The sequence below is a fragment of the Bradyrhizobium sp. USDA3010 genome (genome assembly GCF_056429065.1).
Genome location: NZ_JBWJZD010000004.1, coordinates 176983 through 190203, shown reverse-complemented (window position 1 = coordinate 190203; position 13221 = coordinate 176983). Strand labels below are relative to the sequence as shown.

At 65.6% G+C, this 13221-nt stretch carries 16 protein-coding genes and 1 pseudogene; 4 read left to right on the top strand and 13 right to left on the bottom strand.

What is annotated here, in order from left to right:
- Positions 1–43: 43 nt before the first annotated feature.
- Genes AC066Y_RS08950 through AC066Y_RS08935 form a run of 4 tightly spaced genes read right to left on the bottom strand, consistent with a single transcriptional unit; the run spans position 44 to position 2746 of the window.
- Positions 44–916: a metal ABC transporter substrate-binding protein gene (locus tag AC066Y_RS08950; protein WP_478273546.1), complete on the bottom strand. Its 873-nt coding sequence runs from the start codon at positions 914–916 to the stop codon at positions 44–46.
- Between the two features lie 5 nt (positions 917–921).
- A complete protein-coding gene (locus AC066Y_RS08945) occupies positions 922–1791 on the bottom strand; it encodes a metal ABC transporter permease (protein ID WP_092123731.1) in 870 nt (289 codons plus the stop codon).
- A gap of 5 nt (positions 1792–1796) precedes the next feature.
- Positions 1797–2552 carry a metal ABC transporter ATP-binding protein gene (locus tag AC066Y_RS08940; RefSeq protein WP_478273545.1) on the bottom strand — a complete coding sequence of 252 codons (756 nt, stop codon included), beginning with the start codon at positions 2550–2552 and terminating at the stop codon, positions 1797–1799.
- A 2-nt stretch (positions 2553–2554) separates the two neighbouring features.
- Complete coding sequence (locus tag AC066Y_RS08935) at positions 2555–2746, bottom strand: hypothetical protein (RefSeq protein WP_478273544.1); 192 nt, start codon at positions 2744–2746, stop codon at positions 2555–2557.
- A gap of 50 nt (positions 2747–2796) precedes the next feature.
- On the opposite strand from AC066Y_RS08935, the gene AC066Y_RS08930 reads away from it, so the two are divergent.
- Positions 2797–3099, top strand: coding sequence for a hypothetical protein (locus tag AC066Y_RS08930; RefSeq protein ID WP_478273543.1), 303 nt, complete (start codon positions 2797–2799; stop codon positions 3097–3099).
- Positions 3100–3112: 13 nt separating this feature from the next.
- Here AC066Y_RS08930 and AC066Y_RS08925 read toward each other — a convergent pair.
- The 3 genes and pseudogenes from AC066Y_RS08925 to AC066Y_RS08915 all read right to left on the bottom strand — a co-directional run bounded on the left by AC066Y_RS08925 (position 3113) and on the right by AC066Y_RS08915 (position 5611).
- Positions 3113–3828: pseudogene (locus AC066Y_RS08925) on the bottom strand (IS5 family transposase).
- 316 nt (positions 3829–4144) lie between these two features.
- Complete coding sequence (locus tag AC066Y_RS08920) at positions 4145–4453, bottom strand: hypothetical protein (protein WP_478273542.1); 309 nt, start codon at positions 4451–4453, stop codon at positions 4145–4147.
- Between the two features lie 240 nt (positions 4454–4693).
- Positions 4694–5611, bottom strand: coding sequence for a LysR family transcriptional regulator (locus AC066Y_RS08915; protein WP_478273541.1), 918 nt, complete (start codon positions 5609–5611; stop codon positions 4694–4696).
- A 165-nt stretch (positions 5612–5776) separates the two neighbouring features.
- Here AC066Y_RS08915 and AC066Y_RS08910 point away from each other — a divergent pair, with 165 nt between their 5' ends.
- The 3 genes from AC066Y_RS08910 (at position 5777) to AC066Y_RS08900 (ending at position 9290) form a co-directional block, all read left to right on the top strand.
- Positions 5777–7090, top strand: a complete 1314-nt coding sequence (locus AC066Y_RS08910; protein WP_478273540.1) for an MFS transporter — start codon at positions 5777–5779, stop codon at positions 7088–7090.
- A 20-nt stretch (positions 7091–7110) separates the two neighbouring features.
- The gene (locus AC066Y_RS08905; RefSeq protein WP_478273539.1) at positions 7111–8184 is read left to right on the top strand and encodes a tartrate dehydrogenase; all 1074 of its coding nucleotides are present in this window, start codon (positions 7111–7113) and stop codon (positions 8182–8184) included.
- A gap of 347 nt (positions 8185–8531) precedes the next feature.
- Positions 8532–9290, top strand: coding sequence for a haloacid dehalogenase type II (locus AC066Y_RS08900; protein ID WP_478273538.1), 759 nt, complete (start codon positions 8532–8534; stop codon positions 9288–9290).
- Between the two features lie 25 nt (positions 9291–9315).
- On the opposite strand, the gene AC066Y_RS08895 is transcribed toward AC066Y_RS08900, so the two are convergent.
- From AC066Y_RS08895 to AC066Y_RS08870, 6 genes are all read right to left on the bottom strand, one after another.
- Complete coding sequence (locus tag AC066Y_RS08895; RefSeq protein ID WP_478273537.1) at positions 9316–10083, bottom strand: serine acetyltransferase domain-containing protein; 768 nt, start codon at positions 10081–10083, stop codon at positions 9316–9318.
- A gap of 149 nt (positions 10084–10232) precedes the next feature.
- A complete protein-coding gene (locus AC066Y_RS08890) occupies positions 10233–10724 on the bottom strand; it encodes a DUF2852 domain-containing protein (protein WP_207833029.1) in 492 nt (163 codons plus the stop codon).
- A gap of 131 nt (positions 10725–10855) precedes the next feature.
- Entirely contained in the window at positions 10856–11569 is a 714-nt protein-coding gene (locus tag AC066Y_RS08885; RefSeq protein WP_478273536.1) for a TetR/AcrR family transcriptional regulator, read from the bottom strand.
- Between the two features lie 93 nt (positions 11570–11662).
- Entirely contained in the window at positions 11663–12196 is a 534-nt protein-coding gene (locus tag AC066Y_RS08880) for a dihydrofolate reductase family protein (protein WP_478273535.1), read from the bottom strand.
- Positions 12197–12303: 107 nt separating this feature from the next.
- A complete protein-coding gene (locus AC066Y_RS08875) occupies positions 12304–12669 on the bottom strand; it encodes a YciI family protein (protein ID WP_478273534.1) in 366 nt (121 codons plus the stop codon).
- An 81-nt stretch (positions 12670–12750) separates the two neighbouring features.
- A complete protein-coding gene (locus AC066Y_RS08870) occupies positions 12751–13176 on the bottom strand; it encodes a YciI family protein (RefSeq protein WP_478273533.1) in 426 nt (141 codons plus the stop codon).
- Between the last annotated feature and the right edge of the window lie 45 nt (positions 13177–13221).

Below are 13221 nucleotides of genomic sequence, written 5' to 3'. Positions count from 1 at the left end.
GGAACTTGGGGCCGCGCTCAACCCCGGCAGGGAGGCCCCTGCCCTAGTCGGCGAGCGCGCTGGTCAGGGCCTTTATATTGTGCCTGACCATATCAATGTAAGTGGGTGCCTGGCCCTTTTCGCCCGTCAAACTGTCCGAATACAGGGTCCCGCCGACCCTCGCGCCGGTCTCGGCCGCGATCCGCTCGATCAGGCGCGGATCGCTGATGTTTTCGAGAAAAACTGCCGGAATTTTCGCGACCTTGATCTGGGCGATGATGGCGGCGATATCGCGTGCGCTGGGCTCGGAATCGGTCGAGACGCTGAGCGGCGAGAAAAACGTAATTCCGTAGGCGTCGGCGAAATAGCCGAAGGCGTCGTGGGTCGAGATCACCTTGCGCCGCGCGTCCGGTATTTTCGCCACCGCCTCGTGCACCTCGCGGTCGAGCGCCTCCAGCCTCGCCAGATAGGCGTCGGCATTGGCCTTGAAGACGCCGGCATGGTCAGGGGCTGCGGCAATCAGCCCGTCGCGAATATTGACGACGTAGATCTTCGCATTGGCCACCGATTGCCAGGCATGCGGATCGTCATGGCCGCCGATCTTGCGCGGCATGATCCCCTGGGTTGCCACCGCGACCGGCGCCTTGCTGCCGGAGGCCTGCAGCAGCCGCGGCAACCAGCCCTCGAAGCCGAGGCCGTTGATGACCAGCAGCCCGGCGTCGGCGACCTTCTTGGCGTCCGCCGGCGTCGGCGCATAGACATGCGCGTCGCCGTCGGGCCCGACCAGCGCCACCACGTCGACGCTGTTGCCGCCGACATTGCGCACCATGTCGGCCAGGATCGAGAAACTCGCGACGACCTTGATGCGCTCCTCGGCGCGCGCCGTGCCGCTCGCCAGCAGCAGCACCAGACCGATCAGACCAATCAACCGCCGCATCGTCCTCATGCCTCGAGATGGCGGCCGGGGAACAGCTGCCGCACCAGGCCGCTGACATTGCCGAACAGCAGCGACACAATATAGAGCCCCGCCGCAACCAGGATGATCGCGGGGCCGGAGGGAATCCGGGTCTGGTACGACAGCACCAGCCCGGCATAACCCGAAACGATCGCGCTCGCGACCGCGATGCAGATCATGGTGGTGATGTCGCGCGACCAGAACCGCGCGATGCCGGCGGGCAGGATCATCAGCCCGACACCGAGCAGCGTGCCGAGCGCATGGAATCCGTTGACCAGATTGACCACGACCAGCGCGAGGAAAGCGAGATGCGCCGGCGCGCCGGCGCGGCTGACGGTGCGCAGGAACACCGGATCGACGCATTCGATCACCAGCGGGCGATAGATCACTGCGAGCACCAGCAGCGTGATGGTGGCGTTGAACGCGATCACCAGCAGGGTCTGGTCGTCCATCGCCAGGATATTTCCGAACAGCACGTGCAGCAGGTCGATATTGGTACCCTTGATGGACACGATGGTGACGCCGAGCGCGAGCGAGACCAGGTAGAAGGTCGCGAGCGAAGCATCCTCCTTCAGCTCGGTGGTGCGGGCAACGAGGCCCGCGAGCAGCGCCACCGCAAAGCCCGCGATCAGGCCGCCGGTCGTCATCGCGAACAGATTGAGCCCGGACAGCAGGAAGCCGATCGCAGCGCCCGGCAGGATCGCATGCGCCATGGCGTCGCCGACCAGGCTCATCCGCCGCAGCATCAGGAATACGCCGATCGGCGCACCGCCGAGCGACAGCGCGATGACAGCCGCGAGCGCGCGGCGCATGAATTCGAACTCGGTGAAGGGCGTGATCAGCGCGTCGGTCAGCATTGGCGTCAGGCGGCCCGTGAGCGCGGATCGGTGGCGCAGGCCGCGGCACTGTCGTCGAACGCCTCGCACATCCGCATCGCGACCGTCAGATTGTCCGGCGTCAGCGTCTCCGCGGTCGGGCCCCATTCGACCGGGCCGCGCGCCAGGAGCAGCGTTTCCGGGAAATTGTTGCGCACCATGTCGAGGTCGTGCAGCGCCGCCAGCACCGTGCGCCCCTCGCCGTTCCAGCGCTTCACCAGCGCCAAGAGATCGGCGGTGGTCTTGGCATCGATGGCGTTGAACGGCTCGTCGAGCACGATCAGGCGGGCATCCTGCAACAGCACGCGCGCGAACAGCGTGCGCTGCATCTGGCCGCCGGACAGCGTGCCGATCGGGCGGTTCTCGAACCCGTTGAGGCCGACCGCGGCCAACGCCGCCCGGATCTTGTCGCGCGCCGCCTTGCCGATGCCGCCGAAGAAGCCGGTCGAGCGCCACAGCCCGGTGCCGACGAAATCGAACACCGAGATCGGAAACGTACGGTCGATGTCGGTGGATTGCGGCAGATAGGCGATGTCGCGGTGCTCGAGCCCGTCGAGATCGATCACGCCCGACAGCGGCTTCAGCACGCCGGCGATGCCGCGCAGCAGCGTCGACTTGCCGGCGCCGTTCGGGCCGATCACCGCGAGCAGCGCGCCCGCCTCGACCGCGCCGTTGAGATGATGCACGGCCGGGTGGCGGTCATAGCCGAGCGTGACGTCGCGGAAGGTGACAAGCGCGCTCATGGTCACCTCATCGCCAGCCAGACGACGCCCCACAGGCAGGCGGAGACCGCGAGCGCCGCGGCCAGCCGGGCCGGCACCGGCATGCGCAGGATCGACCAGGGCGCGGCCTGGGCCGGATGCGCGTGCGGGCCGTGGCTGTGCCCGTGGGGATGGCCGTGGCCGTGATGGTGGTCGTGGGTGTGCGTATGCGCCATGAGAAAACTGTTATATTATAACATAACGCGAGTCTACCAACGAGGAACTCATGGCCGCTCCGCAAAACCGGGAGAGATTCGAGCTGCGCCGGCAGAGTGACAACCTGGTTTACAGCTTTGTCCGGAAAGTCCGCCCCGATGGAACCGCCGGCTACCAGCGCGAGGACCAGGATTTCTGGATCGAGCACCGGCCGGGCTGGGGCTGGGTGGCTTGGGATCCGGCGAGCCAATCCTGCAGCGGCCGCCCCTGGAACGTGCTGCCGGCCGCCCAGGGCGATCATCCGCCGGAAGGCGACTGGGTGAGCCGCAAGGGGGCGAAGTCGTATGTCTACAGCCTCGTCTATGTGGGTTAGGTCGTGTGGACACTTATCGCATCCAAAGGACGATGGCTGCGAGAGTGACGACGGCGCGATAATTTCGAGCGGTCTTTTCGAAGCGGGTTGCAACGCGGCGGAACTGCTTGAGCTTTGAGAAGCAGCATTCGACGAGGTGACGCTGGGCATAGAGGTGCTTGTCCAGCGGGTATTTGAGTGCGCGTGACGGGTTGTTGGGGATGACGGCGAGCGCGCCCTTGGCGGCGATGGCTTGACGCAAATGATCGGCGTCATAGGCCGTATCGGCCATGACGACCTCGGCAGGTAGTCCCTCGATCAATGCGGCAGCTTGCGGTGCATCGCCCTTCTGGCCTGCGGTCAGCGCGAACCGTACGGGACATCCCAAGCCACGAACGGCCATATGTATCTTGGTGCTCAGCCCCCCGCGCGAGCGGCCGATCGCCTGATCTTCAGACCCCCTTTTTTGGCGCCGGCGGCGTGCTGATGTGCCCGGACGATGGTTGAATCGACGATCAGATATTCGAAGTCCGGATCATCGGACATCGCCTCGAAGATCCGCCACCAGACGCCCTTGATGCTCCATCGACTGAAGCGCCGGAACACGCTGTTCCAATCCCCGAACGCCTCCGGGAGATCACGCCAGGGAGAGCCCGTGCGAACAATCCAAAGTACACCTTCCACGAACATCCGATTGTCGCGCCCAGTGGAGCCCTTCTGGTCGGGGCGACCTATAATCAGCGGTGCCATCCGCTCCCAAGCCGCGTCGCTCAATACCAAACGGTCCATCACACCCAAGACTGCCTCCCCAAAAGCAGTCTTGAATCTGATTTGCGCTTAAAAGGGAATCCTTAGAGTCCACACCACCTAGGCGGACGCGGGCTCGCGCGCAGTTCTCTCCAGCGTCGTCGTGGCGAAAGCCAGGCCCCATAACCACCGCATTCGGTGATGAACGGGATCGCGGCCCCAGCGTCGCGCAGCAATACGCGTTTGGGGTCATGGGTCCCGCCCTCGCCGGGACGACGATGAGGATGTTTCTCGATTCAAGGGAGAGACTGGAGCCAGTCTACTGGCACACCGGTGCGGTCAGTTTCGGGTCAGCTGGTCTTGCTGACCAATATCCCCGCTGACCGAGCTCCGCATCGTTTGTCGCGGGAGCACATACGTAGCTCGTCTTGCCAATGCACATGGGCGAGCCAATCGAGAAGATGAGGTTTTCGTAGATGCAATAACTGCCGATCCCGGACGGCAGATCGGTCGGCGGCGAAGTGGAGCCCCCAAAATAGGGCTGTGAAGAAACGCCCGGCGCCCTGTCTTGCGCCGCGGCCGCCTGAAGGGAAATCAAAAGCGTCAGACACGTGACGATGCGGAGCATGGTCCCCTCCGGTCAAAGAATGCCGGCGAAGCGTCGGGCGACTTCCGGCGCGGGAAGCGCACTGGCGACCGCGACGGAATCGCTAGCAGGCTAGTATGACAGCTGCTTTGCAAATTCTCTAAAGGACAGACACGCTCTCGGCTTGAGCCGAGGTCGCGTTTTGGCCCATCGTATCATCTGCTGCGCCTGCGCAGAAGTGGTCGTTGTTGCAGCGAAGCGGGACACGGCTACCAAGCGTCGTCAAGCCTCGCGCGCGTAGCTCTTTAATCTTGCCTCCAGCACCGCGATCACCTGGTCACGGACCGGATCGCGGGAGCCTTTCAGCCAGGCGGCGGCGAGCGGCAGGCGGCCGGCAGCACTCCCACGCTTGAGCCTAAGGGGAACGAAACGCACGCCCGGGATCGCCATTCGCGCGGTCCAGCGCGGCACGATGGCGACGCCGAGCCTTGCTGCGACCATGTTGACGATGGTCTGCTTCTCGTCGGCGATCTCCTGGATGCGCGGCGTCAGCCCGGCCTCGTCGAACAGCTTTGTCGTGAGGTCGTGGCTGTGCGGCCGCGAGCGGCGCTCCGGCACGATCAAGGGCTGATCGGCGATGTCGGGCAACACGATCTGCTTGCGCCGCGCCAGTCTATGCTTGTGCGACAGCGCCACCACGGCGGTCTCCTGCAGCAGCGGAAAAAATTCAATGCGCCGGTCGGGGCGCTCCGGCGGGCGCACGAAAGCGAGATCGAGCGCACCCGACAGCAGTTTTGGAAGCAGCCGGATGGTCTTCTCCTCCAGCAGTTGCACGGCGACGTCCGGATGGGCGGCGCGGAGGTCGCGCAGCAGCGGCGGCAAGAGGCCGGCCGCGGCGCTGTCGATCGCGCCGATCCGGAAGCGCCGCGCCTGCGGCTTGCGCAGCCGCCGGCGAAAGCCATCCTCGATCGCCCCGGCGCGGCCGAGCAGCGCGCGTCCCTCGCGCAGCAGCACAGCGCCGTCCTCGGTCAACGACACCGCGCGCGTGGTGCGTGCGAACAGCCGCACCCCGAGATCCTCCTCGAGCAGCTTGATGTGGCGGCCGAGCGCCGAGGGCATCATCTGCAGGCGCTGCGCGGCACGGCCGAAATGCAGTTCCTCGGCAGCGGCCACGAAGCAGCGCAGCTGGTGCAGTTCCAAAGCGGGTTCCTGTCCGTTTCGATCCGCCGTTGCCGGCTGCGGCGATTATATCATTTTTTTGTATAAACGGTCGCGGATTGAACTGGAAGGGCGTCGGCTTCTAGGCTTCCCAATGGCGCGCGACATGCGCCGTCCCAACAAACAAGACGAACCCTGAGGAAGCCCATGGAAAGCGAGCTTGGCACGCGCGTGTTGCGCAAGATCTCACTGCGCATCGTGCCGTTCATCATGCTGCTGTACTTCGTGGCCTTCATCGACCGCGTCAATATCGGATTCGCGTCGCTGACCATGAACAAGGACATCGGCCTGTCGCCGACCGTCTATGGCTTCGGCGCCGGTATCTTCTTCTGGGGCTACTTCCTGTTCGAGGTGCCCTCCAACATCATCCTGCACAAGATCGGCGCGCGGATCTGGATCGCGCGGGTGATGATCACCTGGGGCCTGGTCTCGGCGGCGATGGCGCTGGTGCAGGGCGCGACCAGCTTCTATGTGCTGCGCTTCCTGCTCGGCGCCGCGGAGGCCGGCTTCTTTCCCGGCATCATCCTCTACCTGTCCTACTGGTTCCCGGCGCGGCAGCGCGCCGCCGTCACTGCGCTGTTCATGGCCGCGGCGCCGCTCTCGACCGTGCTCGGCTCGCCGGTGTCGGGCGCGCTGCTGGAGATGGACGGCCTGTTCGGCTTCAAGGGCTGGCAATGGCTGTTCGTGCTGGAGGCCGTGCCCGCCGTGCTGCTCGGCTTTGTCGTGCTCGGCTTCCTGACCGACCGGCCGGAGCAGGCCCGATGGCTTGCGGATGACGAGCGCGCCTGGCTGGTCAAGACCATGAAGGCCGAGACCGACGGCAAGGCCGCGACCGCGAGCCACAGCATCTGGCGCGGCCTGGCCGACCCGCGCGTGCTGGCGCTGGCGCTGGTTTATTTCGGTACCTCGGCCGGGCTTTATACACTGGGCGTGTGGGCGCCGCAGATCATCAAGGCGTTCGGCCTGTCGTCTCTGCAGGTCGGCTTCCTCAACGCGGTGCCGGCAACCATCGCCGTGATCGCGATGATCCTGTGGGCGCGGCATTCCGACCGCACCGGCGAACGCACCTGGCACGTCGTGATCGCCTGCCTGATCGCGGCGGCGGGACTTGCGCTTGCCGGATTGTGGACCGGCCTTGCCGCCGTGATCGCGGCGCTGACCCTGGTCAATATCGGCATCTCCTCCTCGAAGCCGCCGCTGTGGAGCATGCCGACCATGTTCCTGTCGGGCTCGGCCGCCGCGGCCGGAATCGCCACCATCAACTCGATCGGCAATCTCGGCGGCTTCGTCGGCCCGGCGATGATCGGCTGGATCAAGGAACGCACCGGCAGTTTCGAGGGCGGTCTCTATTTCGTCGCTGGCCTGCTGGTGCTGTCAGCCGTGCTCACGCTGCTGCTGTCGCGCGCGCAGAGCGCGCCCGCACCAACCGGACCTCAACCCAATCCCGTGCGAACCCGCTAACCTCATATCGGAGAGAACCCATGCGTACCCATTCCATCGCCGCCATCCCCGCCGACGGCATCGGCCCCGAAGTGATCTCCGCGGGTGTCCGCGTGCTCCAGGCGCTGGCCAAGCGCAGCGGCGACCTCAGCTTCAACATCAAGACCTTCGACTGGGGCTCGGACTACTACAAGAAGCACGGCGTGATGATGCCGGCCGACGGCCTCGCCGACCTGAAGAACTTCGACGCGATCTATTTCGGCGCGGTCGGCGCGCCCGACGTGCCCGATCACATCACGCTGTGGGGCCTTCGGCTGCCGATCTGCCAGGGCTTCGACCAGTACGCCAATGTGCGGCCGACCAAGATCCTGCCCGGCGTCGCCTCGCCGCTGCGCAATGTCGGCGTCGGCGATCTCGACTGGGTGATCGTGCGCGAGAATTCCGAGGGCGAATATGCCGGGATGGGCGGACGTGCGCACCGCGGCCTGCCGGAAGAGGTCGGCACGGAAGTTGCTGTCTTCACCCGGGTCGGCGTGACGCGGATCATGCGCTACGCGTTCCAGCTCGCGCAGTCGCGGCCGCGCAAATTCCTCACCGTGGTGACCAAGTCGAACGCGCAGCGCCACGGCATGGTGATGTGGGACGAGATCGCCGCCGAAGTGGCCAAGGAATTTCCCGATGTCACCTGGGACAAGATGCTGGTCGACGCCATGACGGTGCGGATGACGCTGCATCCGAAGAGCCTCGACACCATCGTGGCGACCAACCTGCATGCCGACATCCTGTCGGATCTCGCAGGTGCCCTGGCCGGCAGCCTCGGCGTCGCGCCGACTGGCAATATCGATCCGCAGCGCCGCTTCCCCTCGATGTTCGAGCCGATCCACGGCTCGGCCTTCGACATCACCGGCAAGGGCATCGCCAACCCGGTCGCGACCTTCTGGACCGGCGCGCAGATGCTGGAGCATCTCGGCGAAAAGGACGCCGCCGCGCGCCTGATGGCCGCGGTCGAGAAGGTGTGCGCGGCCGGCGTGCTGACACCCGACGTCGGCGGCAAGGCGACGACCAAGGAAGTGACCGACGCCGTGATCGACGCGATCCACGGATCGAATGTGTGAGGGACGGCAGCTTCGCCGCATCACACAGTGAGGCGAGCACGCTGGTCGGGCTCCCTCCCCTCTTGCGGGGGAGGGTTGTGGAGAGGGGCGCACTTGCTCCGCTGATAATTAGTGACGAGGACTGCATACGATCCGGCGAGCAAGTTGACTGAACTTCGCTTACCTCTCGCATCGCTCCCAGGCCACCCCTCACCCCACCCTCTCCCGCAAGGGGAGAGGGAGCCTGACCAAGGTGCCCACCTCACGAAGGCATCGCCGCGCCTGCTTCCGATACCGCAACCGGGGAACAAACCGTGCTACCCGATCTGACCAGACGACACTTCATGACCGTTGGAGGACTATCGATCATGGCCGCGATGACGGGGATACAGCCGGCGGGCGCCGCGCCATGGCGCGACGAGATCCGCGCCGTCGCGTTCGACGTCCAGGGGACGTGCGTCGACTTCTATCAGCCGATCCTGCGTGCGGGGCAGGCCGTCAACGCCGCGAAGGGGCTCGCGCTCGACTGGGCCAAGCTCTCGAGCGAGTGGCGCGATCTTTATCGTGCCGCGCTCGACGACGTGATCGCCGGCAAGCGCCCATGGATTCGGGTCGACCGCATCTATCGCGAGGCGCTGGATGTGCTGCTCGATCGCCACGGCCTCTCGGAGGCCTTCTCGCGCGACGAGCGCGACGACCTGAACACGGTCTGGAGCAAGCTCGACGCATGGCCCGACAGCGTTGAAGGGCTTGCGCGCCTGCGCAACCGGTTCGTGACCTCGACCTTGTCGAATGCCGGCATGGCCGCGGTGGTGGCGGTGGTCAAGCACGCCAAGCTGCCCTTTGACGCCGTGCTGACCGCGGAGCTTGCACGCAGCTACAAGCCGTCACCGTCGGTGTATCAACTCGCCGTCGACTACCTCGGTTTTCCCGCCGACAAGATCCTGATGGTCGCCTGCCACAAATACGACCTGAGGGCGGCGCGCGCCTTCGGCATGCGCACTGCGTTCGTCGCCCGTCCGCTGGAATTCGGGCCGGCGGCGAAGGTCGACGTCGCGCCGGAATCCTGGATCGACCTCCACGCCGACAGCCTTACGCAACTCGCCGACATGCTCGTGCCGACCTAACGACGCGAGGGGCCACTTTTCCGGATCATGCTCCAGGCGCACCCGCCTCGGCGCAATTGGTCAGCCGCGCCGGGACGCCGACCGCGGTGCAGCCCGCCGGCACATCGGACGTGACCAGCGCGCCGGCGCCGACCTTGGCGAAATCGCCGACAGTGAGATCTCCAATCAGCGTTGCGCCGGCGCTGAGCAATACGCCGCGGCCGATCCTCGGCGCGTGGCGCGGGTCATCCTGATGCCGCGCGATGGTGACGTTCTGCAGGATCGTGACCTCGTCGCCGACGGAAGCCAACGCGCCGATGATGATGCCGGTGCCGTGATCGAGGAAAACCGCCGTTCCGATCCGGGCCGACGGGTGAATGCTGATCTGTAACTGGTCCGCCGCCGCACTTTGCATCAACAGCGCAAGATCGGGGCGATCGTGGCGCCACAGCCAGTTCGACACGCGCCAGGCTTGCAGCGCGACGTAGCCCTTGAAGTTGAGGAGCGGCGGCAGCAGGCCCGTGATCGCCGGGTCGCGGCGCACGATGGCAACCAGATCGGTGGCCGCAGCATCGACCAGCGCGGGCTCGGCCGCGAACGCCTCGCGGGCGGTCCGCATGAACTGCGCGCGATCGGCCTCCGCACGGCCGATGCGGCGCCCGATCAGAAAGGCAAGCGCGCCGCCGAGATCGCCCTGATCGAGGATGAACGCAGCCGACGCCTCGAGAAAGCGATCGGCGACAACGGCAGCTTCCGCCTCGCGCCGGATCGCAAACCAGAGATCGTCGGGACTCGCCGTCGCAAATGCCGCCATGATCACCTCATCGCCCGCTTCAGGACGATAGAGTGGGCATGACCACCGCACAATGCAAACCGCCCGCTTGCTTGTCGCAAACGGGCGGCTCGGGCCATCAGGTTCTATGGGGGCACATCGCCTGAAGGCTCAGTGCTTGCCTCGCGGGATCAGCTCTGCGGCGGCTGATCGTTCGGCGGGGTCGGACGGGTCTTGTGCTGCGCCATGAAGGCGTCGAACTCTTCCTTGTCCTTGGCGTGGCGCAGGCGATCGAGGAAGTTCTTGAACTCGACCTGCTCCTCCTCGAGCCGGCGCAGCGTGTCCTGGCGGTATTCGTCGAAGGCGCGGTTGCCGCTGGTGGGCGGGCCGAAGCCGCCGAACGGGAAGCCGCGGCGCTCCATGCGGCTCTTCATCCGCTCCATCTTGTCCTGCATGCGCTCCATCTTGTTCGCCCAGCGATCCTGATCGTAGTGACTCCAACAGGCCATTTTTCTGCTCCCGAGTGTGAAAAAGAGAAGGGCGAGGCCGATCGGCCACCAGATCATGAAGCCGAGGATGATCCCGGCGATCTTCAGGGGATGCCACGGCGTCGCGTAGAAGTGTGGACGGTAGGGCTCTTCGACGGGGCCGCGCCAGCGATTGACATCTGCGGTGTAGGCCATTTCCTTCTCCATCACGGCAATCACGCCGTTGTGAATGTAAATAACATTTACATAGATAGCCGAGCCCTCGGGAAAGTCAAGCAGAGCAGATGACGCACCCCTCGGATTATTTTTGGCTTGGCCGTTGAACCTTATTTCGGTTTGCCCCACGGGCCGGATCTGTCGCCGGCCGGCTCTTCGTCGGCGGCCGCGGTTCCCGGCCTCCGATCGGTGAGGAAGCCAAGGCCGCGCAGATAGATCAGCACTTCCGCTTCGAGCAGATCCTCCGGCGACATCGGCAGCTTGCGCCGCGCGGCATCGCCGCGGCCGAACAGCGAGGCGACGCCGTGCGACATCGACCAGATATGCAGCGCCATCATCATCGCCGGCGGGCGCGGTGTGCCGGGCGGCGCCAGCGCCGCGAGCCGCTCGGCGGCGGCGCGGATGATCGCAAATGCCCGTTCGCTTGCCGCCATCAAGGTCGGATTGGAATCGACCGGCAGGCCGGATTCGAACATCGCGGAGTAGAACGCGGGCTCCTCGCGCGCAAAGGCGAGATAGGCCTTGCCGACCCGCTCGAACGCCGAGATGGTGTCGGGGCGGCCGTCGTCCCAGGCCTGCGTCAAGAGCGCCTCGAACTGCTCGAAGCCGCGCTGCGCGATGCTGGCGATCAGTTCGTCACGGTCGCGGAAGTGGCGGTAGGGCGCGGCGGGGCTGACGCCGGCCATCCGCGCGGCGTCGGCGAAGGTGAAGCCGGCCGGCCCCTTCTTCGAGATCAGGTCGAGGGCTGCCTGCAGCAACGCCTCTTTGAGATTGCCGTGATGATAGCCGCGCTCGGCGCGGCCTTGGTCCTTGCGCCAGCTCATGTGAACGGCTTTTACATGAGCCGGCGGTAAAGGTCACTAGCGGCGGGATCACGGGGTCATCAAGATTAACGGACCGGCAGGCTGAACGCGCGACTAGGCGGGGACGTAGGTCAACCTGATCGTGTTCGCGCCCAGCCGATCGCTTGCCACGAGGCGCAGCGGGGCGCAGGGGCCGGCGAAGAAGGGCTTGCCGCGCCCGAGCACGACGGGCCGGAGGTAGATCTGATATTCATCGATCAGGCCGAGCTCGGTCAGGCGTCCCGCCAGTTCCGGTCCGGCGACTTCGATCTCGCCGTCGAGCCGCGCCTTCAGCCCGCGCACCGCGGCCTCGAGGTCGCCATCGATCAGGGTCGCGTTGGGTCCGACGGACTTCAGCGAGCGCGATACCACCCACTTCGGTTGGCTCCGCCACACGGCGGCATAGTCGCGCTCCTCCGCATCCCAATCCGGGAGGTCGTCGTCCCAATAACGCATCACCTCGTACATGCGGCGGCCGTACAGCATGCCGGTCGTGCCCCGCACCTGCTCGATGAAATGACGAAACAGCCCGGGTTCTCGCGGCATTGGCTGATCGTGATCGACATAGCCGTCGAGCGACTGGTTCAATCCAAAGACGAGCTTCGCCATGGCGCACGATCTCCATCGACCCGAGAACCGAAGTTCGGAAGAAAACGCCTCTCCCGCTGCGAGCGGGAGAGGTGCGTTGAGTTTGCGGCTTTGCCTCCCCTGGGGCGCTATCTTCCCGGGATCGGCAGCACCGGCATGATCTCCACGGCCTCGCCCGGGAAGATCGAAAAGTGCGGGTGGTTCTCGAACAGCTTTGCCGCCGCCTCATGGGTGGGCGCGCGCACCACGGTGAAGCCGGTCATCAGATTGACGATGTCGGTGGTGCCGCCGGCCCCGACCCGCTTGGTCTTGCCGAGCGGCCCGCCCATCTCGACGATCACGTCGTGGTGCTTCTCGACCCAGGCGCCCCACGCGGCCATGCCCTGCTGCTCCTTGGCACGCCGTTCGGCCTCCGGCAGCGCGTTCCAGGCTGCCATGCGCGAACCGGATTTGCCGCCGCCGAGATAGACGGCAAGGAAGGTGTTGCTGCTCATCGTGCTTCTCCGTTGTGGTGGTTTGACGATCGGTTGGTGATACGATGACGCTTTGGAGCGGCATCGCTTCTCGTTTGAGATCTAGCGGAGCGCCTTGCCCCAGCCGCCCTGCGGATGTTCGAAGGTCGCGGCCGCCTGCTGCACTTCCTCGGAGAAATCCGTCATCTCCTGCACCTGGCGGATCTCGATCATCTCGTTGGCGGAGGCCGGGCACTGCTTCGCCCATGCGATCGCCTCGGCGCGCGAGGCGACCTCGATCATCCAGAAGCCGCCGATCACTTCCTTGGCCTCGGTGAACGGACCGTCGATCACCACCGGCAGGCCGGTGTCGAACTTGACCCGCGCGCCTGAGGCCGGCGGATGCAGGCCTTCCAGCGTGATCAGCACGCCGGCATCCTTCAGCGCCTGATTGTATCGCATCATCGCGGCGACCCGTTCGGGGTCGAGCTCGAGTTTGGCCGGCGCGGACTCGTAGCCGAGCGGGATCATCAGCATCATGAAACGCATTGGTCGGACTTCCCTGTCTGTTGAATCGCGTGTGACTCCCCTCGT

Bases quoted from the DNA above. Each gene is read 5' to 3' on its own strand.
- AC066Y_RS08950 (WP_478273546.1), bottom strand. From the start codon at position 916: ATGCGGCGGTTGATTGGTCTGATCGGTCTGGTGCTGCTGCTGGCGAGC.
- AC066Y_RS08945 (WP_092123731.1), bottom strand. From the start codon at position 1,791: ATGCTGACCGACGCGCTGATCACGCCCTTCACCGAGTTCGAATTCATG.
- AC066Y_RS08940 (WP_478273545.1), bottom strand. From the start codon at position 2,552: ATGAGCGCGCTTGTCACCTTCCGCGACGTCACGCTCGGCTATGACCGC.
- AC066Y_RS08935 (WP_478273544.1), bottom strand. From the start codon at position 2,746: ATGGCGCATACGCACACCCACGACCACCATCACGGCCACGGCCATCCC.
- AC066Y_RS08930 (WP_478273543.1), top strand. From the start codon at position 2,797: ATGGCCGCTCCGCAAAACCGGGAGAGATTCGAGCTGCGCCGGCAGAGT.
- AC066Y_RS08920 (WP_478273542.1), bottom strand. From the start codon at position 4,453: ATGCTCCGCATCGTCACGTGTCTGACGCTTTTGATTTCCCTTCAGGCG.
- AC066Y_RS08910 (WP_478273540.1), top strand. From the start codon at position 5,777: ATGGAAAGCGAGCTTGGCACGCGCGTGTTGCGCAAGATCTCACTGCGC.
- AC066Y_RS08905 (WP_478273539.1), top strand. From the start codon at position 7,111: ATGCGTACCCATTCCATCGCCGCCATCCCCGCCGACGGCATCGGCCCC.
- AC066Y_RS08900 (WP_478273538.1), top strand. From the start codon at position 8,532: ATGGCCGCGATGACGGGGATACAGCCGGCGGGCGCCGCGCCATGGCGC.
- AC066Y_RS08895 (WP_478273537.1), bottom strand. From the start codon at position 10,083: ATGGCGGCATTTGCGACGGCGAGTCCCGACGATCTCTGGTTTGCGATC.
- AC066Y_RS08890 (WP_207833029.1), bottom strand. From the start codon at position 10,724: ATGGCCTACACCGCAGATGTCAATCGCTGGCGCGGCCCCGTCGAAGAG.
- AC066Y_RS08885 (WP_478273536.1), bottom strand. From the start codon at position 11,569: ATGAGCTGGCGCAAGGACCAAGGCCGCGCCGAGCGCGGCTATCATCAC.
- AC066Y_RS08880 (WP_478273535.1), bottom strand. From the start codon at position 12,196: ATGGCGAAGCTCGTCTTTGGATTGAACCAGTCGCTCGACGGCTATGTC.
- AC066Y_RS08875 (WP_478273534.1), bottom strand. From the start codon at position 12,669: ATGAGCAGCAACACCTTCCTTGCCGTCTATCTCGGCGGCGGCAAATCC.
- AC066Y_RS08870 (WP_478273533.1), bottom strand. From the start codon at position 13,176: ATGCGTTTCATGATGCTGATGATCCCGCTCGGCTACGAGTCCGCGCCG.